Origin of the sequence: Streptomyces coffeae, from assembly GCF_016741875.1 — a bacterium.
Taxonomy (GTDB): Bacteria; Actinomycetota; Actinomycetes; order Streptomycetales; family Streptomycetaceae; genus Streptomyces; species Streptomyces coffeae.
In genome coordinates this window covers 302,162-322,971 of record NZ_JAERRF010000001.1, presented here as the reverse complement: position 1 = coordinate 322,971, position 20,810 = coordinate 302,162, and the positions used below count along the sequence as shown (strand labels likewise).

Below are 20,810 nucleotides of genomic sequence, written 5' to 3'. Positions count from 1 at the left end.
GCGGACCGCGCGCGGCAACCGAATAGGGCCTACGCCGCCGGGGCCAGCCGCTCTTCCTCGCTCCGCGGGACGAAGACCACACGGGGGTGTCCCCGGCGCAGATCCAGCTTCATCCGCAGGCCCCCGACCCGGACCAGGATCAGGCCCACGGCGACCGCGGCGGCGGCCGAGACCAGCCCGCCCGCGGCAAAGCCCACCCGGGCGCCGAAGGTGTCGGTCAGCCAGCCGACCAAGGGGCCGCCGATCGGGGTGCCGCCGACGAAGACCATCATGAACAGGCTCATCACCCGGCCCCGCATCGCGGGATCGGTCGCCAGCTGGACGCTGGAGTTCGCCGTGACATTGAAGGTCAGGCTGAAGATGCCGATCGGCACCATGAGCGCGGCGAAGAGCCAGAAGACCGGGGTCACCGCCGCGGCCACTTCCAGCACGCCGAACATCAGCGCTGCCATGATCAGCAGCCGCCGCCGGGCCACTACCCGGCGGGCCGCCAGCAGCGCACCGGTGACCGAGCCGATCGCGATCAGCGAGTTGAGCAGGCCGTATGTCCCGGGGCCCGCATGGAAGACATCGTCGGCGAAGGCGCTCAGCCAGATCGGGAAGTTGAAGCCGAAGGTGCCGATGAAGCCGACGAGCACGATCGGCCAGATCAGATCGGGCTGACCGGCGACATAGCGCAGCCCCTCACGCAGCTGCCCCTTGCCGCGCGGGGTCCGCTGATGCGTGTGCAGCTCGCCGGTGCGCATCATCAGCAGGCCGATCAGCGGGGCGCCGAAGGAGAGGCCGTTGATCAGGAACGCCCAGCCGCTGCCGACAGCGGTGATCAGCACACCGGCGATGGCCGGGCCGACCAGCCGGGCGGACTGGAAGTTCGCGGAGTTCAGGCTGACCGCGTTGCGCAGGTCCCGCGGGCCGACCATCTCGTTGACGAAGACCTGGCGGGTCGGGTTGTCCACGACGGTGACCATGCCGAGCAGGAACGCGATCAGATAGACATGCCAGACCTGGACATGGCCGCTGAGGGTGAGCGCGGCGAGCGCCAGACCGCACAGCCCCAGCGCGGTCTGGGTGATCAGCAGCAGCCTGCGGCGCGGGTAGCGGTCGGCGATGACCCCGCCGTACAGGCCGAAGAGCAGCATCGGCAGGAACTGGAGCGCGGTGGTGATGCCGACCGCGGTGGAGGAGCCGGTGAGGCTCAGCACCAGCCAGTCCTGGGCGATACGGGACATCCAGGTGCCGGTGTTGGATATGACGGCGCCGGTGGCGAAGAGGCGGTAGTTGCGAACCTTCAGCGAGCGGAAGGTACCGCCCTTGGCACGCCCTGCCGCGGGGGCGCCGGGGGTGCGGGAGTCGGAGTGGGGATGCGGTGCGGGTGCGGAGTGTGCTCCGGGTCCCGTACTCAAGTGGCTTCGCCTCCTGATGGTTCGGGGTTCTTACAAATGCGCGAGCTTCTCCAGCACGGGCGCGGCGGCGCGCAGGGCGTCCCACTCCTCGTCGGACAGCTGTCCGACCAGCTCGGCCAGCCAGGCATTGCGCTTGCGCCGGCTCTCTTCGAGCATGGCCTCCGCCCGCTCGGTCTGCGAGACGACCTTCTGCCGCCGGTCCTCCGGATGCGGCTCCAGCCTGACCAGTCCCTTGGCCTCCAGCAGGGCCACGATGCGGGTCATCGACGGCGGCTGGACATGCTCCTTGCGGGCCAGCTCACCGGGGGTGGCGCTACCGCACTGGGCGAGGGTGCCCAGGACCGACATCTCGGTGGGGCTGAGCGACTCGTCCACCCGCTGGTGCTTGAGCCGCCGGGACAGACGCATCACCCCGGACCGCAGGGCGTTCACAGCGGTCGCGTCGTCTGGTGGTGTCTCCGCCGAGGGCTGGAGACGGGACGGATCCGGCATGGTCTTTAGCATAACTCATTACCTCACCTAAGGAAAACCTGGATGAAGCCTTTCATCTCGCCGTCACCCAAAAGAGTGAGACAACTCCGAAAAGTGACGCACGGTGGGCCACGGGGCGGCGACCCTTGGCCGTATGGGATCGAAGGTGCTCAGCCTGCGGATGGACGGTGAGCTGCTGGACCGGATCCGGCAGCATGCCGCGAAACGCGGAATGAGCGTCCAGGACTATGTCATCCGGACGCTCATTCGCGAGGACTTCGACGAGCGTTTCACGACGTCCGTCGACGAGACGGAGCGCTTCTACGGCCAGGTCGGCTGACCCGGCCGCGCCCCCGGCGGACGCCGGGGGCGCGCGCTCCGGACAGGGTGATCAGGCCGCCCCGAGCGCCTGCTCGATCGGGTGGAGCAGGAAGTAGACCAGGAAGCACAGCCCGACCACGCCCAGCAGCCACGGGATCTCCCGGGTGCGCCGGGTGGCGATCCGCAGCAGCAGGAAGGCCAGCACACCGATGCCGATCCCATTGGTGATGCTGTAGGTGAACGGCATCGAGATCATGGTCAGGAAGGCCGGGATCGCGATGGTGAAGTCGCTCCAGTCGATCTCCTTGACGTTGGCCGCCATGATCAGGAAGCCGACGACCACCAGCGCGGGGGTCGCGGCCTGCGACGGAACCACCTGGGCCAGCGGGGTGAAGACCAGCGCGAGCAGGAAGAGCCCGCCGGTCACGATGTTGGCGAGCCCGGTCCGCGCACCCTCCCCGACACCCGCCGTGGACTCCACGAAGCAGGTGTTGGCCGAGGCCGAGCCGAAGCCGCCGCCCGCGACCGCAATGCCGTCCACCATCAGGATCCGGCCCATGCCCGGCAGCTGACCGCGCTCATCGGTGAGCTCGGCCTCCTCGCCGACGCCGATGATCGTGCCCATCGCGTCGAAGAAGCCGGACAGCAGCACGGTGAAGACGAAGAGACAGCCGGTGAGGATCCCGACCTCATGGAAGCCGCCGAACAGGCTGACATCACCGATCAGCCCGAAGTCCGGGGTGCCCACCACCTGCTCCGGGACATCGGGGACGGTCAGCCCCCACATGCCGTCCGGGATGTCGACGGCCGCGTTGATCACGATCGCGGCCACCGTCATGGCCACGATGCCGATCAGGATCGCCCCGCGCGTCTTGCGGACGACCAGCACAAAGGTGAGCGCCAGCCCCACCACGAAGATCAGCACCGGCCAGCCCTGGAGCTTGCCCTCGATCCCGAGCCCCATCGGCACGCTGGTCTTGGCCTTGTCCGGGTTACGGGTGACGAAGCCCGCGTCGACCAGGCCGATCAGGGCGATGAACAGCCCGATGCCGATCGCGATGGCCCGGCGCAGTCCGCCGGGGATCGCGTCCATCACCCGCTGCCGCAGCCCGGAGGCCACCAGGATCATCAGCACCAGGCCCGCCAGGACCACCATGCCCATCGCGTCCGGCCAGCTCATCTTGGGGGCGAGCTGGAGCGAGACCACCGCGTTGATACCGAGGCCCGCGGCGAGCGCGATGGGGACGTTGCCGATGATCCCCATGAGCAGCGTGGTCAGCCCCGCCATCAGCGCGGTGGCGGTGACCAGTTGGCCGTGGTCGAGGTGCTGATGGAACTTGTCCTCACCGGTCTGGAGGATGATCGGGTTCAGCACGACGATGTAGGCCATCGCAAAGAACGTGGCCAGACCGCCGCGGAGCTCCCGGGAGACCGAGGAACCGCGCTCGCTGATCTTGAAGAACTTGTCGATGCCGTTGGTGGGCGGTGCCGGGGTCTGCCGCTGGGCATCGGCAGGCGCGGGGGCCGAGGGGGACATGCAGGACCTCAGTGGTGCGTGAACATCAACGATGGGTCCTTTGGATGATCGAACAAGAAAAGCCGACTCAGACCCGGAACGGTTCAGTATGAATCTATAAACAGCCGAACACCAAACGTCTGCTCCGAACAGCCCGGATGCGGCGCTATCCGGCCCGGAACGGCGTCCTGCCCGGCGCTTAAGCTGTGCCCATGACGAAGTGGACCCCCAAGCACGAGGCGCCGCCGCCCCTGGAGGGCAACGTTGTGGCGACCATCACCGGCGGCACCATCGTGTGGTTCGTCCTCTTCCTCGTCCAGCTCCCCTTCTACGGCTGGTACGCCGACCACGGCCATCTGTGGTGGCTGGGGACCTGTCTGGCCGGGGGCGGCCTCGGGCTGCTCGGCATCTGGTACGTACGGGCCCGGGAGGCCGCGATCCGCCGCTCCCGGAACGGCTGACGAGCTGCCGGCCGGCGGCCGGTGTGCGACGCCCTGACAGGTGAGCGGCCCATCGCGCACGTACCGTCGAAGGCATGCCGGACCGGGCCGCCCCGGGACTGACCGCCGCCGAGGTCGCCGAGCGCGTCGCGCGCGGTGAGGTCAATGACGTCCCGGTGCGCTCCTCCCGCTCGTTCACCGAGATCGTCCGCGCCAATGTCTTCACCCGCTTCAACGCGATCATCGGCGTACTGTTCCTGATCATCCTGGTGGTCGGTCCGCTCCAGGACGGGTTGTTCGGCTTTGTGATCGTGGCCAACACCCTCATCGGGATCGTCCAGGAGCTACGGGCCAAGAAGACCCTCGACTCCCTCGCCGTGATCGGCGAGGCCCGGCCCACCGTCCGCCGGGACGGGGTGGCCACCGAGATCCCCACCGGCCGGATCGTCCTCGGCGACCTCATCGAGCTGGGCCCCGGCGACAAGTGCGTCGTGGACGGCGAGGTCACCGAGGCCGAGGGTCTGGAGATCGACGAATCGCTGCTCACCGGGGAGGCCGACCCGGTGCTCAAACAGCCCGGCGACACCGTGATGTCCGGCAGCTTCGTGGTCGCGGGCGGCGGCGCCTTCACCGCCACCCGGGTCGGCCGCGCGGCCTACGCCGCCCAGCTCGCCGAGGAGGCGTCCCGCTTCACCCTCGTCGCCTCCGAGCTGCGCAGCGGTATCAGCCGGATCCTGAAGTATGTGACCTGGATGATGGTCCCGGCCGCGGTCGGCCTGGTGATCAGCCAGTTCGTGGTGAAGGGGAACGACTGGCGGGAAGCGGTGCGGCGGATGGTCGCCGGAATCGTGCCGATGGTCCCCGAGGGCCTGGTGCTGCTCACCTCCGTCGCCTTCGCGATCGGGGTGATCCGGTTGGGCCGCCGGCAGTGCCTGGTGCAGGAGCTGCCCGCGATCGAGGGGCTGGCCAGGGTGGACGTGGTCTGCCTGGACAAGACCGGCACCCTCACCGAGGGCGGGATGGACGTCCGTGAGCTGCGGCTGCTCGACGGCCACGACATGACGTACGTGGGGCAGGTGCTCGGCGCGCTCGGCGCCAGTGACCCGCGTCCCAACGCCAGCCTCCAGGCGATCATCGACGCCTATCCGCGCCCGGATAGAGCCGAGGGCGACGGCTGGCGCTCCCGGGACGTGCTGCCGTTCTCCTCGGCCCGCAAGTACAGCGGCGCCACCCTCGACTCCCCCGGCGGCGAACGCACCACCTGGCTGCTCGGCGCACCGGAAGTGCTGCTGGCCGAGGGCGATCCGGCCCTGGCCCAGATCGACGAGCTGAACGCGCGCGGGCTGCGGGTGCTGCTGCTGGCCCGTACCGAGACCTGCGCGGAGAGCGGCGCGGACGCCCTGAGCGGCGATCCCCTGGGCCCCCGGGCGGTCACCGCGGTCGCCCTCGTCGTCCTGGAGCAGCGGCTGCGGCCGGACGCGGCCGACACCCTGCGCTACTTCGCCGAGCAGAACGTCGCCGCGAAGGTCATCTCCGGTGACAACGCGGTCTCCGTCGGCGCCGTCGCCTCCGAGCTCGGCCTCCCCGGCGCCGCGCGCGCCCTCGACTCGCGGCGGCTGCCCGCCGAACGGACCGGGATGGCGACGGCACTGGAGGGCGGCACGGTCTTCGGACGGGTCACCCCGCGGCAGAAGCGGGACATGGTGGGCGCGCTCCAGTCGCACGGCCACACCGTCGCCATGACCGGTGACGGCGTCAACGACGTGCTGGCGCTCAAGGACGCGGACATCGGTGTCTCGATGGGCTCGGGCAGCGAGGCCACCCGCGCGGTCGCCCAGATCGTGCTGCTCGACAACAGCTTCGCGACCCTGCCGTCGGTGGTGGCCGAGGGCCGCCGGGTGATCGGCAACATCGAGCGGGTGGCCCGGCTCTTCCTGGTGAAGACCGTCTATTCGGTGCTGCTCGCGGTGCTGGTGGTGTGTTTCCGGGTGGAGTACCCGTTTCTGCCCCGCCATCTGACGCTGCTGTCCACACTCACCATCGGTGTCCCCGCGTTCTTCCTGGCGCTGGCCCCCAACAAGGAGCGCGCCCGGCCGCACTTCGTCCGCAGAGTGATGCGGTACGCCGTCCCGGCCGGGGTGATCGCGGGCGCGGCCACCTTCGCCGCGTATCTGCTGGCCCGTCACTACTACACGGGCCGGGGCGCGCTCCAGGCCGAGACCAGCGCGGCGACGCTGACGCTGTTCCTCATCGCGCTGTGGGTGCTGGCCATCGTGGCCCGCCCGTACACCTGGTGGCGGATCGGGCTGGTGCTGGCGATGGGCGTGGGCTTTCTGATCGTGCTGGCCACGCCGTGGCTCCAGCACTTCTTCGCGCTGCGCCTGGTGGGGACGGTGATGCCATGGGCGGCGGTGGGCATCGCCGCCGCGGCCTCGGCGGCGCTGGAGTGGGTGTGGCGCCGGATCGCCGCCGACGGTGACGGTGGCGATCCGGCGTCCTGAACCACGCCCGGACCACCGCACCTCCACCCGCTCCCCGACCTCACCGTCTTCACGGTGGTGTGGCCGGTGCCCGCGGGGGCGTTGTCGATGAAGTCGACCCACGGGTCCACGGTGAACCGGGCCGTGCAGGTGGAGGTGTTGGCGTCGGTGGCCGAGGTGACGGGCGCATTGATTCCCCCACAGAAATGCCAGGGCTCCGCCCGCGATGTCGCGGTCGGAGCCGGAACTGACACAACTGTACGATCTTCACCGGGCGTTCACCATGTCGCGGATTCTTCACGAGGTGGACCTCACTCGGAAACCCGCCCGCGACGCTTCCCCAACTCACCAGTAATGTGGGGGATATGACCGGTCACCGCTTTCGCGCAGACGAAATCGACACCAGCAAGCCGCACTCGGCGCGCATGTACGACTACTTCCTGGGCGGCAAGACGCACTACGCGGTCGACACCCAGGCCGCCGAGCAGGTCGAGGCCGTCTGGCCGGACGTCAAGCCGTGGACCCGCGCCAACCGATCCTTCATGCACCGCGCCACCCGCTGGCTCGCCGCCGAGGCCGGTATCCGGCAGTTCCTGGACATCGGCACCGGTATCCCGACCGAGCCCAACCTCCACCAGGTCGCCCAGGGTGTGGCGGCGGAGGCCCGGGTGGTCTACGCGGACAACGACCCGATCGTGCTGGCCTACGCCCAGGCCCTGCTGCTCTCCACGCCCGAGGGCCGCACCGCGTACATGCACGCCGACATCACCGAGCCCGAGGCGATACTCGCCGCGGAGGAGCTGCACTCCACGCTCGACCTGACCCAGCCGGTCGCCCTGTCGCTCAACGCGGTCATGCACTTCATCGCCAACGAACAGCAGCCGTACGACATCGTGCGGCGGCTGGTCGAGCCGCTGGCGCCGGGCAGCTATCTCGTGCTCTCGCACGGCGCGCTCGACGCCCGCCCCGGGGTCTCGGACGCGGTCACCAACCTCTACCGCAGCAGCGGCATCCATGTGCAGGGCCGCACCCACGAGGAGGTCCTGCCGTTCTTCGACGGCCTCGAGCTGGTGGAACCGGGTGTGGTGATGCCGCACCGCTGGAAGCCGGAGAGCGAACGGGCCCGGGCCGAGGCGGAGACCCTGGACCTGTGGATCTACGCGGGCGTGGCCCGCAAGCCCTGACGACGGCGCCGAAGCGCCGTGGTGCCGGGAAAGGCGAACGGCCCCGCCGCTGTCCCGGAGGGTTGGGACGCGGCGGGGCCGTTCGCGGTGTCACCGGTCAGGCCGTCAGCACTTCTTGATCTCGCCCGAGGACTCGAAGTGTCCCGAGTACGTCCACAGTGCCCCGCCGATGTCCTGGACCGAGTACCACACCCCGCCAGAGGTCTTGAGGGCGCACCAGACCCGGGCGGTCTCACCTCGCTTGAACGAGCCCGCCCTCCGCGACCTGGAGCTGGCCTCCGTGTAGACCGGGGCTTCCTCGAAAGCCTTCAGCTCGACATAGCGGCCCGACCTGGAGGCCGAACCGCGGTCATCCGCGTGGGCCACCGGCGACACCATCGCCGTCAGCGCGACCGCCGCTCCGACAAGCGCCGTCCCCCGTGCCAGCTTGCTCATGGGCACACTCCCTGTACGTCCGAACTGTCATCGGTCCGGACCCGGGGTCCCCGCACGGCCGGGTGTTCCCCCGGGCGCCGTGCCCCCGCGTCCTCCCGTCAGTCTGCCGGTGCGGGGGCCGGAGGGCGTTAGCGCTCGATCCACAGTGGTTGCCCCTGCGTCGACTCGTGGCCGCCGCACCGGGGCCGCCCGGTCGCCTGGGCCGGGGCCCTAGTCGAACCAGCGCGCCCGGGCCAGCTCCTCCGTACGCGTCAGATCCTCCAGCAGGGCCGCCACCTCGAAGCGGCGCGACCACTGGCCCGCGGCCCAGGCCAGCCCGGCCGCGACCCCCTCGACCGTCGAGGCGTGCAGTGTGCCGTCCACATACCGCCAGTCGAGCTCGATCCCGCTCTCCGTGTCGCCCGCGACGAGCAGTTCCTCGTGCTCGACGTACGACAGCGGGGCGTCCGGGAGGAGTTCGCGCACCGCCTCCGGGACCGCGTGCGGATCGCCGTGGGAGACCACCGGCGCCGGATAGACCTCGGTCAGCCGCCGCACCTGGAACAGCTCCGCCAGGTCCGCCGCCCGCGCGGGGCTCACCGGCAGCAGCGCCCGGCCGTCCGCCTCGGCCTGCGGCATGAGGTCCGGCGCATCCGCGACCAGGGCCTCGCCCGCGTCCACCACCCGCGGGCGGCCGTCCACCACGGCCCGCAGCTCGTCCGGCAGGGTCACCTGCTCAGGGTCGAGGTCGGCCAACTGCCCGTAGAGCGCGCGCAGCTGGGCCGCGGTCACCTCGAGCTCGGGGTCGGCCAGCCGGGCCAGCAACTCGGCCGCGCCGCCCGGCTCGTCCAGCAGGGCCGCCACCGAGGTCCGCACCCCGAGCGCCCGCAGCACCTGCTCGTCCTCGAACCCGGCCGCGTCCACCGCCTCGTAGAGCCCGGCCAGCAGCGGATCGCCGCCCGCCGCGCGCAGTCCGGCGGGGCGGCGGCCGTCCAGCACCGGGTGGCCGCGCAGCCACCACGCGGTGTACGAACGCACGCTCTCCGTGGTGCCGTCCGGCAGCAGCACCCGCACCGGCGCGGTCAGCGCGTCGCGCAGCGGCGGCTCGGCGAGCATGGCCAGCGCCTGCGGCCAGGCGTCGTCGTCCACGAGGTCCAGGTCCCGTACGGCCACGATCTCGGTCGCCACCGGGGGCACCGGGGTCTCCGGCAGCCGGTCCAGCGCGTCCTCGCACCACACGTCCACCGCGTCCAGCACACCGACATCGTCCGGCTCGGTGAAGTCTCCCTCGCGGGGCTCCAGCTCATCCGGGTCCAGCACCACGTCGGTGGCCCGGGCGAGGGTGAAGTTCGCCAGCACTCCGACCGCGGCCAGCGGCTGTTCACCCCAGCGCTCGGCCAGCTCGGCGTCGCAGGCGGCGAGTTCGCCCTCCCGCATCACCCGCTCGAAGGCGCTCCCGGGCAGGACCAGTTCCCCGGCGGGGGCCGGCTCCCCGTCCTCGTCCGGCAGCGCCAGCGCGGCCAGCCACGGTTCGTCGCCGGGCGCCAGCCGGGCCTGCTGGACGAGGCCGAGGACGGTGTCGGCCAGGGTGTCGGCGTCCAGCGCCGCGCCCAGCCCCTCGCCGTCCTCTGCGAACGGGTCGTAGTCGTCCTCCGCCTCCAGCGAATGCGCCACGGCGGCGCGCACCTGGGGGGTGGTCAGCACGGCGCGCGGGGTGGCCGGGGTCGCGCCCAGCTTCTCCAGCAGCGGATGCGCGGCGTCCGGATGGGCGACCTTCAGGCCCAGCCGGGCCAGGGTGCGATGGGTCTCGGCGACGCCCCCGCCCTCGCCGATGTCGGTCTCCCCGGGCAGCGGGAGCAGCACCTGCCGGGGCCCGATCGTCGTCCGGCCGTCGGCCAGCGGCACCGGCAGCCCGCTGAGCCGGTCCGGGTCGGTTCCGGACAGCGCGTCGTACAGCCGCCGCCACCAGGACGGGTCGCGTTCCACCCCCGCCAGCCGGTCGATCACCTCGCCCAGCGGCACCCGCGCCACGCCGAGCACCCGCAGCTCCGACCGCCGCTCGAGACCTGCGGGCAGCAGCGTGGGGAACAGCTCGGCCAGCACCTCGACGGTCGCGGTGCCCGCGCCCTCGACGAGCTCGGCGTCGCGGGGCCGTAGCGCGTACGGCTCGCCCTCCAGGGCACCGGGCGCGAGGACGTCGTCGTCCCAGCCGCCGAGATCAGGGGCGGCCGGTCCCGGGGTGCCGGTGGCCGCACCCACCGCGGGCCCGCCCTCCGCCGCGTCCGGGCCGAGCGCGTCCGGCGAGCCCAGCCAGCCCGCCACCGGCTCCCGGCCGCTCTCGCCCGCCGCGGGCGCCGCCGCACTGGGCAGGAACGGCACCCGCGGCAGCCGCTCCAGCACCCGCTGCCGCAGCTCACCGTCCAGCTCGCCCCGGCCGAGCTGCCCCGGGACCAGGCCGATCGTGCCGACCCCCACCGGATGCCAGTCGCGCAGCAGCGCCGCGTACGCCTCGGCCACGCGGTCCAGCAGGAAGTCCGTGAGCGGGCCGGGCGCGGTGTGGCGGCGGGTGGGCTCCAGCGGGAAGGAGGCGATCAGCAGCGCGGGCAGCCCCAGCGGCTCGTCCGTGGGCGTCGGCGCGTGCACGACCGGGGCCGTGGCGGGCCGCACCGGCGCGCCCTCGGCGTCCACCGGAACCGCCCAGGTCACCGACCACACCGGGCGCAGCCGCTCCTCCACCGGGCGGTCGGCGAGCAGCGCCGCGTCCAGCCGTCCGCCCGCGCTCTCGGTGCGCCAGCGCGTCGTACCGCGCTCACCGCTGTCCTCGATGACCGTGTACGGACCCTCGGCGCGGCGCCGCAGCGTCCGTACGCCCTCGGGGGTCTCGACCACGACCTCCGCCAGGCCCGGCAGGGTCAGCAGCAGTGCGTCGTCGACCGCGGTGAGCAGCCGCTCGGCCACATCCAGGGCGGCGCCGTCGCGCAGCGGCAGCACCACGACGGTGTCATAGCCGTCCGGCGCGGTGCCCTCGGCGGGCAGCGGCAGCCGCAGCAGCGGGACGTGCCCGTCCCGGCGGCGCAGCTCGTCCGCCAGACCGGGCGCGGCCTCGGCGGTGCGCAGGGTCAGCTCCCGAGCCTCGGCCAGCGACCAGCGGACCCCGCCGCTCCGGCCGACGACCGCGGGCTCGTCGCTCACCGCGAGCACCGCCGCGAACCCGACGCCGAACCGGCCCACGGCGCTCTCCGGCTCGTCCCGCTTGGCGGAGGCGCGCAGCGTGGACAGCGACTCGACGCCGGCGGCGTCCAGCGAGGCGCCGGTGTTGGCGGCGGCCAGCACGGCCGGCTGGCCGTCGGTGGCCGGGTGCAGGGTGAGCCGGAGCCGTCCGGGCACCCCGGCGCGGGCGGCGGCGTCCGCCGCGTTCTGGGCCAGCTCGACGACCAGCCGGTCGCGGTGGCCGCCGAGCGCGAGGTCCTCCTCGGCGTTGGCGTCCTCCCGGAAGCGGGCGGGCGAGGCGGCCCAGGCGTCCAGCACGCCGCGCCGCAGCCGCGCGGTCCCGAACGGGTCCGCGTCCTCGGTCGCGCCTCGCACCATCGCCGTGCTGCTCACGTCTCGCCTCCGGAGTTCCTGATCCGTGCCCTGCGGTCCTGCTTACGGGTGCCCGCTGCCGGGTTCCCCACGAGACGCGATTCTCCACCGCCCCCGTCGGATCGCCCACGTGCCGCCCCTCCGCGGGGTCCCGCCCGCACGGGGACGTCCACATCCGGACGCCCCTGGTGATGAGGGACCCTAACGGCGAACGTACTCCCCCCGCGATCCACCCCACCGCCCCGGTCCCCACCGCGCCCGCCGCCGACGGCGGCGGGTGGGGTGACTGCCGGACTACCCGGGGCAGCCGCCCACAGGTCCCGTGTCCGGGCCCGACGGGCTGGTGACACACACGGTCTCCACCCGACCGACGCCGACGGCGGCGGGCGGGGTTGACGGGCCGCCCGGGGCAGCCGCCCATGGCCCCGTGGCGAGGCCCGGGGGCTGGTGGGACCGCTCGGCCCCACCCGATCGACGCCGACGGCGGCAGGCCGGCTACCCGGGGCAGCCGCCCACGGGCCCCGTGGCGGCCCGACGGGCTGATGACGCGCGGCGACGAGAGCCCCGTCGGCCGCCCGCGGGCGGGGCGCCGCACCCCACCCGCGGCGCAAGGCGGCACCGGACCGCGACCGAGGGCGGATAGCCGACGGTCATCGCACGGTTGAAGGCCATGACGCCCTCGTCCGGGGGCGGACCCGTGCCAGCCGACGCCGTCCACCGGGGCCGGGGCCCAGGACCGCCGCCCGCGGAGGGCTAGGAGTGGCCCAGTTCCTCCGCCGGGGAGTCCGGCTCGACCGAGCCGCCGGTGCGGTCGGGGTGGAGGGGCAGCGGTTCGACGACCGTTTCGTCGAGGACGGGCTCGGCCGGGCGGGGCGGCTTCGGCATGACGGCGGCCTCGGAGTGGGCGCCGCAGCCGTACGCCAGGGAGACCACACGGCCGTCCGCCGGACTGAACTCATTGGCGCACACGCCGAACGCCTGCCGTAGCGAGCCCGCGATCGGCACCAGGAAGCCGCAGCTCGCGCAGGTGCCGGGGGCCGCCTGTGCCATGGGGGTCCGGGCGCCGAACGCGTCGTCCCAGCGGTCGGCGGCGACATGGAGGCCGTACCGGGACAGCACCCGGGCGCGGCGCATACCCAGCTCCTCGGCGACGGACGCGATCGAGCCTGTCGCGGGCGGTGCCCCCTGGGCGGCGGGCGCCCCGGGTGTCACATCGGCCTCCTCCACCGCGGCGAGCTGCTCCATCTCCTCGGAGACCATGGAGTTGGGCGGCGGGACGTCCTCGCCCGAGAACCCCGCCTCCAGCCGCAGATCCTCGGCCTCGGTGGGGAGCAGATCCCCCGGCCCCATGTCGCCGGGGCGCAGCCGCTCGCTCCATGGCACCCATTCGGGCGCGAGTAGCGCGTCCGGGCCGGGCACCAGCACCGTTTCGTCCAGGGTGACGACCTTCGCCCGCGAGGCGCGGGTGACGGTGACCGCCCAGCGCCAGCCGCGGTAGCCGGGCTCGGGGCATTCGAAGAGATGGGTGACGACGCGGTCTCCCTCCGCGACGGCTCCCACATGCTCGCCGACCGTTCCGGGCCGGGCCGCGTCCGCGGCTGCCTCGCGGGCGAGTTCGACCGCCTCGGCGCACAGACGGTCGGGGGTACGGCTTCGCATCGCAGCACTCACAGGATCGGTTCTCTCTTCCACGCCGTCGCAGCCGTCTGACGAGTGCGCCAGCCGACGGCCGGACGGCGGGACTGCGGACGGAGCGGACCGTAGGACCGCGTCGACGTCCGCGCCCGTTCCGGCCTCGGGCGCACCTTGTACGTTCCATTCTGCGGGATGGCAACTCAGTACGTGGCCAGGAACGACCGTCGGTGGCGCGCTACGCACGCTACCTTGTCCGGCCGGGCCACCCCCACCCCCGTCCCGCCCCGATCCTCCGTCATCCGCCCCATCCGAACCGCGTTTGCGCTGGACAGAGGGCGGTTACCGAGGGACGACGAAGGCGTGGGACCGAACCGAACCGATCCGGAAAGCCGTCCAAGGTCTCACGTCCCGGCCGCGTTGGCTGCACCATGGTCAGGTGGCAGGCATGCGGTTCCACGGCAGCGGTCCGATCCAACGGTCGGGCCGCTGGATCGCCCGCGCGCTGCACCTCCCCTTCACCGCGACCGGCCGCGGTATCCGCCGGGCCACCCATGCGCACGGGGCCGGTGAGTCCGGGCTCGGCAAGCTGATCGAGCTGCACGCGGTGAACTCGGCGGGCGACATGTTGATCACCGTCGCGCTTGCCTCCACAATCTTCTTCACGGTCCCGACCGACGAGGCACGCGGCCGGGTCGCGCTGTATCTGGCCATCACCCTGGCCCCGTTCGCCCTTCTGGCCCCCGTCATCGGCCCGCTGCTGGACCGCATTCCGCACGGCCGCCGCGCGGCGATGGCGGGCGCGATGCTCACCCGCGCGCTGCTGGCGCTGGCGATGGCGGGCGCGGTGGCGGGCGGCGGTCTGGAGCTGTATCCGGCGGCGCTGGGTGTGCTGGTGGCGTCCAAGGCGTACGGCGTGGTGCGGTCCGCGATCGTGCCACGGCTGCTGCCGCCCCGCTTCTCGCTGGTCAAGGCGAACTCCCGGGTGACCCTCGCCGGGCTGCTGGCGACCGGTGTCGCCGCGCCCCTGGGGGCCGGGCTGCATCAGCTGGGGCCGAGCTGGCCGCTGTACGGGGCGTTCGCGATCTTCATGGCGGGCACGTTCCTGTCCTTCACGCTGCCGCACAAGGTGGACTCGTCCCTGGGCGAGGCGAGGGCGCAGCTCACCTCGGGCGCGCATCATCTGCATCTGCCGGCCTCGGTGCACCGGCCCCGTCCCCGGCCCACGGCTCCTCCCCGGCCCACGGCTCCTTCGGGCGCGCGGTTCGGACGCGGGTTCGGCGGACGGTCCGGGGCGGCGCCCGGCGGGCGGTTCGGCGGTGCGTTCAGTTGGCTCTCCGGCGGGCCCTTCGGCGGACGCTCCGCTCGGCTCGGCAGTCCGCCGGGCGGCCGGGAGCGACGGCCGGGACTGCGCACCGTCGGCCCGTCCGTCCTGCACGCCCTCCAGGCGTGCGCCTCGCTCAAGGCGTTGTCCGGCTTCCTCACCCTCTTCCTCGCCTTCCTGCTGCGCGATCAGCCGGTGGGCGGGCTCAGCCCCGAACTGTCCCTCGGCCTGGTCGCGGTCGCGGCGGGCGGCGGCAACGCCCTGGGTACGGCGATCGGCGCCTGGCTGCGGGCCCGCGGCCCGGAGCGGATCATCGCGGTGGTGCTGACCTCGGCCGTCGGGGTGATCGTCGTGGCGGCCGCGCTGTACGGCGCGGTGACGGTCGCCGCCGTCGCCGCCACGGCGGGCATCTCCCAGGCGCTGGGCAAGCTGTCGCTGGACGCGCTCATCCAGCGCGACGTACCGGAGGAGGTCCGCACCTCCGCCTTCTCCCGTTCGGAGACCACACTCCAGATCGCATGGGTCGTCGGCGGGGCCGTGGGCATCGCGCTGCCGCTCAATGGGGAGCTGGGGATGGCGGTCGCCGCGGTGCTGGTGGCCCTGGGCGCCGCCGCGAGCGTACGGGGGCTGCTGTCCGCCGCCCGGCAGGGCGCGCCGCGCCCCCGGGTGGCCTGACGGGCGGGCCGGCGCGGGGCACGAGCCGGGGCGGGACGGACGCGGAACGGCGGCCGGAGGCGACGGCGAAACACGTCGGAAGGAACCCCCGCGCGGCGTGATCGGAATGGACCGATAGCCTGCCCGCATGACCGCTGCGTTGTTTTCCAGGGGCAAGGGCCGCCGCGCCGCCACCGCCGCCTGTGCTGTTGCCCTCGGGCTCATCGCCCTCTCCGCCTGCGACAAGCCGACTCCGCTCGCGACGGTGACGGTCGGCTCGACCACCGTGACGGCGGAGGCGGCCCACGGCTGCTACAACGAGAGCGAGCAGCTCAGCAAGTCGGCGCTGGAGAAGTGCCTGGCCAAGGCGCCGGAGAAGACGATCAAGGTGACCACCGGCGAGAAGGTGCGCATCGGCGTGGACCCGAAGATCGCCGAGTCCGGCTGGGCCGTGGTCGCCGGCACCCCGGTCATGAACGAGCCGAGCAAGGAGACCTACCGCAGCTTCGACAGCGAGACCCTCCTGTCGCAGCAGAACCCCCAGACCGGGCAGCCGTCCCCGGTGGACAAGGTCACCCTCACCGTCGTCCAGGTGGACGAGGAGGGCAAGGGCAGCAAGCGGCCCAAGGGTCTGTGGCGCTTCAAGCTCGAGCGGGACTCCTGACGGACGACCGGCGCCGATGCGAGCGCTGATCGTCACGGCCGTCGCCGCGGAGCGGGACGCCGTGGTACGGGGCCTCGGACGCGCGGCCGCCGAGGCCGTCGCACCCACCGAAGTCGCCCTGCCCGGCGGCGTGCTGCACCGGCTGGAGTGGTCCGGCGCACCGGCCCTCACCGTCGACGTCACGGCCGCCGGGGTCGGCCCGGCAGCCGCGGCGGCGGGCAGCGCCACCGCCCTGACCGCCGCCGCGCTCGCGCACGCCCCCTACGACCTCGCCGTCTCGGCCGGTATCGGCGGCGGATTCACCGGCCCGGCCGGTGCCCAGGCCGCTCCCCGCGCCCCGCTCGGCTCGGTCGTGATCGCCGATGCCGTGGTCGCCGCCGACCTCGGCGCCGAGACCGCCGACGGCTTCGCCGCCGTCACCGACCTCGGCTTCGGCACCGTCGAACATCTGCCGCCCGCCGCCCTCGTCGCCGCCGCCGCCGAAGCCGTGCACGCGGTCCGCGGCACCGTGCTCACCGTGTCGACCGTGACCGGCAGCGCCGAGCGGACCGCGGAGCTGCTGCGGCGTCATCCGCGGGCCGCCGCCGAGGCGATGGAGGGATTCGGGGTGGCGGAGGCCGCCGCCGCGCAGTCCGTGCCCGTCCTGGAGGTACGGGCCATCTCCAACGCCGTCGGCCCTCGCGACCGGGCCGCCTGGCGGATCGGCGAGGCGCTCGAGGCTCTGGCCGTCGCCTTCGGGAACCTCGTCCCCGTCCTCAGAACCTGGACCCTGGAACCGGGCGCCGGCCCGGACTTCGTCGACCGGGAAGGAATCCGGCAGTGACCGAGCGCCTGAAGATCGCGTACTCCCCGTGCCCGAACGACACCTTCGTCTTCGACGCCTGGGCACACGGTCGCATTCCCGGGGCCCCGCCGCTGGACGTCACCTTCGCCGACATCGACATCACCAACGGGATGGCCGAGCGCGGGGAGTTCGACGTACTGAAGGTGTCGTACGCCGTGCTGCCCTGGGTGCTGGACGAGTACACGCTGCTGCCGTGCGGCGGGGCGCTGGGCCGTGGCTGCGGACCGCTGGTGCTGACCCGGGAGCCCGGCCGGGCGCCGGACCTGGCGGGGAAGACGGTGGCGGTGCCCAGCGAACGTTCGACGGCGTATCTGCTGTTCCGGCTGTGGGCGGCGGCCGAAGTGCCGGAGGGCGTGGGGCAGATCCAGGTGCTGCCGTTCCACGAGATCATGCCCGCGGTGCGGGACGGCGCGGTGGACGCCGGACTTGTCATCCACGAGGCCCGGTTCACCTATCAGAACTACGGTCTGCACTGCCTCGCCGACATGGGCGAGCACTGGGAGTTGACCACCGGGCTGCCGATCCCGCTCGGCGCGATCATCGCCAAGCGCTCACTGGGCGCGGAGCGGCTGCGCGCCATCGCCGATGCCGCCCGCACCTCGGTGCTGATGGCCTGGGACGATCCGCGGGCGTCCCGCCCGTATGTGCTGGCGCACGCCCAGGAGATGGACCCGACCGTCGCCGACCAGCACATCGGGCTGTATGTGAACGAGTTCACCGCCGGGCTGGGCGAGGACGGCTACGCCGCGGTGCGCGGGCTGCTGACCCGCGCGGCGGCCGAGGGGCTGGTACCGCCCCTCGGCCCCGATGCGCTGGCGTTCGTCTGACGTCCCCACGACGTCCGTCCCCACGACGTCCGTCTCCATGACGTCGCTCCGCCGCCTCTCCGGCGCCTCTTTGTCCGGAACTCGTCGCTGAACGTGTCTGATTCGTTACACCCCGGGGTGACCTCGGGAGGGTTCCGGGGTGGCTCGGGGCAGTCCCCGGATGCGTGACCTCCGGGCTCAGACGTCGAGCTGATCGGCCACCGCGCGCAGCATGCCCGCGATCTTGTGGCCGTGTGCCTTGTCGGGATAGCGGCCGCGCTCCAGCTGCTGGGTCACGTTCTCCAGCAGGGTGGTGAGGTCCTGGACGATGGACGCGAGCTCGTCCGGCTTGCGCCGCTGTGCCGCCGCCACCGAGGGGGCCGGGTCGAGGATCGTCACCGAAAGTGCCTGATCACCGCGGTTTCCCGCCACCACGCCGAATTCCACGCGCTGCCCCGGCTTGAGTGCGTCCACGCCTTCCGGGAGCACTGACGAGTGCACGAAGACGTCACCGCCGTCATCGCGGGAGAGAAAGCCGAAGCCCTTCTCACTGTTGAACCACTTGACCTTGCCGGTAGGCACGTCTGTCCTCGTCCTCGTCGCTCGTCGGAAAACACGGAAAAACAGCTCTGGATAGCACTACAGCGGGTCGTAGGACCCGCCACCACCAAGGCTAATGGTCCCGAGCCTGGTGACAAGACGTACCCGGATGGTTCCGGGTGGTTCGTATGGGCGCTCAGGCACCGATCTACCCTGGTGCGGTGAGCAATGAAACCCCGCACCAAGGAACCTCCCCCGGCCACACCGAAGACGGGCCCGGCGACCGTCTGGTACGCATCGGCGTGATCGTGTTCGCCGTCGGCGCCATCGCCACTCTCGCCACCGTCGCACCCATGTTCCTGGGTGCGGATCCGCTGCCGACGGCCGCGTACCTCATCTCCATGCTGATGGGCGTCGGCTTCGCACTCGCCGCGGCCGGAGTGCTGCGGTCGATCACGGCGCAGCGGCGGGAGGCCACCCGCACCCCGGACGGCCGCGAAGCCTGACCGGGGGTCAGCTCCCGGTGGACTCCCCGTCGAGGTGGCACTCCAGCCACGCCGGGAACGCCGTCAGGTCCTCGAGCACCACATCGGCCCCGGCCTGACGCAACTCCTCCGCACCGCACGGCCCGGTGGGCACCGCCACCGACAGCGCGTCCGCGACGCGCGCGCCCCGTATGTCACCGGTGTGATCGCCGACGTAGACCGTCGCCCCGTACTCGCGCAGCGCCTCCGCCTTGGCCTCGGCCCACAGCCAGCCGACAACCGCGTCCGGCACGATGCCCAGATGGCTCAGGTGCAGCTTGGCGTTGGGCTCGTGCTTGGCGGTGACCACCACGCTCCGGCCCCCGGCCCGCCGCACCGCCTCGATCGCCTCGCGGGCGCCGGGCAGCGCGGGCGTGGGCCCGATCGCGTACTCCGGGTACAGCCCGCGGTAGAGATCGCTGATCTCCGGGATCCGCTCGTCGGGGAACCAGTGTGCGAGCTCCTGCTCCAGCGGCGGCCCCAGCCGGGTGATGGCCAACTCGGCGTCCACGAAGGTGCCGGTGCGGGCGGAGAGCTCTTCGAACGCCGCCTTGATACCCGGCCGGGAGTCGATGAGCGTCATGTCGAGGTCGAAGCCGACCGTCACCGTGTGCGAAGCCATGCCCCTCATTGTGCCGTTCGCCCATGGGCGCGCTTCCTCCGCCCCTGGGCGCGTTTTCGCGAGGCTGCCCCGCCGCGGGGGTCAGCCCCGGCGCCGCGCCCGCCACACCAGGAACAGCACCGTGGCGACGGCCGCGGCCCGGACGACCACCGGCCAGGTGTCCGCGAGCGCGTCCTTCATCCCGTCCTTCGGGATCGGGTCACCCCACTTGCCCTTGCTGCGCCCCCAGAGCCAGGCCATACCACCGGCCGCGACCAGGCCGGGCATGGCCAGCACCGCCCACTTCGCCTCGGCGCGGGAATGCCGTCCGGTCGTGTACGCCAGGACCCAGCCGAAGCCCAGCAGCAGGATGTTGCCCAGCACGGCGCCCGCGACCAGCAGCCCGATCGAGAGCAGCAGCAGGGGGCCGAGCCCCGCCAGCCACCCGGCCCCGGCCGCCGCGCCACCCCCGTCGTCCGCCGCCGCGGCCTTGCCGCGCCCGAACAGGGCACGCCGCACCATCCCCCGGCGGCGCGCCGGGGCGCCGCCGGAGTCCGCTTCGGCTTCCGCTTCCTCCTCGGCCGCGGCCCGCTCGGCGGCGTCCTTCTCGTACCGCTGCTGCCGTTCCCGTCGCTCCTGCTCGGCCAAGGTGCCGCCGAGCAGTTCGGGGATCTCGATCCCGCCGACGAACCCCTCCACGGCGCCGTACTGCGCGTCGTGCTGCTCGGGCTGGGCGAACGGGCCCGGCTCCACATGCCACCAGTCGGGGTTGGACTCGCGCGGGCCGAGCTCGTCCTCGCCCGCGAGGTGCGGCGGTGACGCGGCGGCCGAGCGCGGGGCCGGGATACCGGGGGTGTCGGGGGTGACGGGCGTGTGCTTGATCAGGGAGGTGCCGTCGCCCGCCCCGCCGTCCCGGCCGCCGCCGCTCCCCTCACGCGGCGTGGGCACCTTGCCGGTCAGCCCGGTGCGTTCGGCGAGTCCGGCCAGCCTTTCCCGGGCCGCCCGGGCCGCGCCCGCCGCGCCGCGCGGGGGCTCGGGGACGGCCGGGCCCGACGCGCCCGACGGGGCCGGTGCGGAGGTTCCGGAGGAGGTACCGCTCGGCGTTCCGGTTGACGCCCCCGCGCCCGCGCCCGCGCCCGCGCCCGCGCCGGGGTCGGGGGTCCGGCCGCCCGCGGCGGCCACCACGTCGGCGGGCGAGCCCAGCTTGGCGAGGATCCGCTTCACCCCGGCCGTGCTGTCCGTACCGCCGGTGGCCCGCCGGTGGTCGATATCGGCGCGGAGCCCGGAGACCAGCCGCATCCGGTCGCCCGACGACAACCCCTGCTGCTGGGCCAGGTCCCCGACGCGGCTCAGATAGTCGTAGACGAGCTTTTCGCTCTCGATCCCCACCAAGACCCCTGAGAATGCGCA

Annotated in this window: 18 protein-coding genes; 9 read left to right on the top strand and 9 right to left on the bottom strand. The window is 72.9% G+C overall.

Translation table 11 applies throughout. The features are described from left to right. Positions 1-29: 29 nt before the first annotated feature. The gene (locus tag JK363_RS01480) at positions 30-1,403 is read right to left on the bottom strand and encodes an MFS transporter (protein ID WP_201870641.1); all 1,374 of its coding nucleotides are present in this window, start codon (positions 1,401-1,403) and stop codon (positions 30-32) included. A gap of 30 nt (positions 1,404-1,433) precedes the next feature. Next, positions 1,434-1,895 carry a MarR family winged helix-turn-helix transcriptional regulator gene (locus JK363_RS01475; protein ID WP_201870640.1) on the bottom strand — a complete coding sequence of 154 codons (462 nt, stop codon included), beginning with the start codon at positions 1,893-1,895 and terminating at the stop codon, positions 1,434-1,436. 133 nt (positions 1,896-2,028) lie between these two features. On the opposite strand from JK363_RS01475, the gene JK363_RS01470 reads away from it, so the two are divergent. Continuing rightward, positions 2,029-2,214, top strand: a complete 186-nt coding sequence (locus tag JK363_RS01470; RefSeq protein ID WP_201870639.1) for a ribbon-helix-helix protein, CopG family — start codon at positions 2,029-2,031, stop codon at positions 2,212-2,214. Between the two features lie 51 nt (positions 2,215-2,265). On the opposite strand, the gene JK363_RS01465 is transcribed toward JK363_RS01470, so the two are convergent. Then, complete coding sequence (locus JK363_RS01465; protein ID WP_201870638.1) at positions 2,266-3,732, bottom strand: NCS2 family permease; 1,467 nt, start codon at positions 3,730-3,732, stop codon at positions 2,266-2,268. Positions 3,733-3,923: 191 nt separating this feature from the next. Here JK363_RS01465 and JK363_RS01460 point away from each other — a divergent pair, with 191 nt between their 5' ends. From JK363_RS01460 to JK363_RS01450, 3 genes are all read left to right on the top strand, one after another. Then, positions 3,924-4,172 (top strand): DUF2530 domain-containing protein, encoded by a 249-nt coding sequence (locus JK363_RS01460; protein ID WP_201870637.1) that lies wholly within the window; start codon positions 3,924-3,926, stop codon positions 4,170-4,172. 74 nt (positions 4,173-4,246) lie between these two features. Continuing rightward, positions 4,247-6,652 (top strand): HAD-IC family P-type ATPase, encoded by a 2,406-nt coding sequence (locus tag JK363_RS01455; protein WP_201870636.1) that lies wholly within the window; start codon positions 4,247-4,249, stop codon positions 6,650-6,652. Positions 6,653-6,996: 344 nt separating this feature from the next. Then, positions 6,997-7,815 (top strand): SAM-dependent methyltransferase, encoded by an 819-nt coding sequence (locus tag JK363_RS01450; protein WP_201870635.1) that lies wholly within the window; start codon positions 6,997-6,999, stop codon positions 7,813-7,815. A 105-nt stretch (positions 7,816-7,920) separates the two neighbouring features. On the opposite strand, the gene JK363_RS01445 is transcribed toward JK363_RS01450, so the two are convergent. The 3 genes from JK363_RS01445 to JK363_RS01435 form a co-directional block, all read right to left on the bottom strand. Further along, entirely contained in the window at positions 7,921-8,250 is a 330-nt protein-coding gene (locus JK363_RS01445) for a hypothetical protein (RefSeq protein ID WP_201870634.1), read from the bottom strand. Between the two features lie 210 nt (positions 8,251-8,460). Beyond that, positions 8,461-11,817, bottom strand: coding sequence for a sacsin N-terminal ATP-binding-like domain-containing protein (locus JK363_RS01440; protein ID WP_201870906.1), 3,357 nt, complete (start codon positions 11,815-11,817; stop codon positions 8,461-8,463). A gap of 747 nt (positions 11,818-12,564) precedes the next feature. Beyond that, a complete protein-coding gene (locus tag JK363_RS01435) occupies positions 12,565-13,470 on the bottom strand; it encodes a DUF3027 domain-containing protein (protein ID WP_201870633.1) in 906 nt (301 codons plus the stop codon). Between the two features lie 421 nt (positions 13,471-13,891). Between JK363_RS01435 and JK363_RS01430 the strand changes: the two genes are divergently transcribed. The 4 genes from JK363_RS01430 (at position 13,892) to JK363_RS01415 (ending at position 17,756) form a co-directional block, all read left to right on the top strand. Beyond that, a complete protein-coding gene (locus tag JK363_RS01430; protein ID WP_201870904.1) occupies positions 13,892-15,442 on the top strand; it encodes an MFS transporter in 1,551 nt (516 codons plus the stop codon). 127 nt (positions 15,443-15,569) lie between these two features. Beyond that, positions 15,570-16,085: a hypothetical protein gene (locus JK363_RS01425; protein WP_201870632.1), complete on the top strand. Its 516-nt coding sequence runs from the start codon at positions 15,570-15,572 to the stop codon at positions 16,083-16,085. 16 nt (positions 16,086-16,101) lie between these two features. Beyond that, positions 16,102-16,908 carry a futalosine hydrolase gene (locus tag JK363_RS01420; protein ID WP_201870631.1) on the top strand — a complete coding sequence of 269 codons (807 nt, stop codon included), beginning with the start codon at positions 16,102-16,104 and terminating at the stop codon, positions 16,906-16,908. Beyond that, on the top strand, positions 16,905-17,756 hold the full coding sequence (locus JK363_RS01415; protein WP_201870630.1) for a 1,4-dihydroxy-6-naphtoate synthase: 852 nt from the start codon (positions 16,905-16,907) through the stop codon (positions 17,754-17,756). Before JK363_RS01420 ends, JK363_RS01415 begins: the two co-directional genes overlap by 4 nt. A 177-nt stretch (positions 17,757-17,933) precedes the next feature. Here the strand turns inward: JK363_RS01415 and JK363_RS44115 are convergent, their stop codons facing one another. Continuing rightward, the gene (locus JK363_RS44115; RefSeq protein ID WP_201870629.1) at positions 17,934-18,317 is read right to left on the bottom strand and encodes a cold-shock protein; all 384 of its coding nucleotides are present in this window, start codon (positions 18,315-18,317) and stop codon (positions 17,934-17,936) included. A gap of 179 nt (positions 18,318-18,496) precedes the next feature. Between JK363_RS44115 and JK363_RS01405 the strand changes: the two genes are divergently transcribed. Then, on the top strand, positions 18,497-18,781 hold the full coding sequence (locus JK363_RS01405) for a hypothetical protein (RefSeq protein ID WP_201870628.1): 285 nt from the start codon (positions 18,497-18,499) through the stop codon (positions 18,779-18,781). 7 nt (positions 18,782-18,788) lie between these two features. Here JK363_RS01405 and JK363_RS01400 read toward each other — a convergent pair whose 3' ends face one another. Then, positions 18,789-19,421 carry an HAD family hydrolase gene (locus tag JK363_RS01400; RefSeq protein WP_201870627.1) on the bottom strand — a complete coding sequence of 211 codons (633 nt, stop codon included), beginning with the start codon at positions 19,419-19,421 and terminating at the stop codon, positions 18,789-18,791. 81 nt (positions 19,422-19,502) lie between these two features. Beyond that, entirely contained in the window at positions 19,503-20,789 is a 1,287-nt protein-coding gene (locus JK363_RS01395) for a hypothetical protein (RefSeq protein ID WP_201870626.1), read from the bottom strand. Between the last annotated feature and the right edge of the window lie 21 nt (positions 20,790-20,810).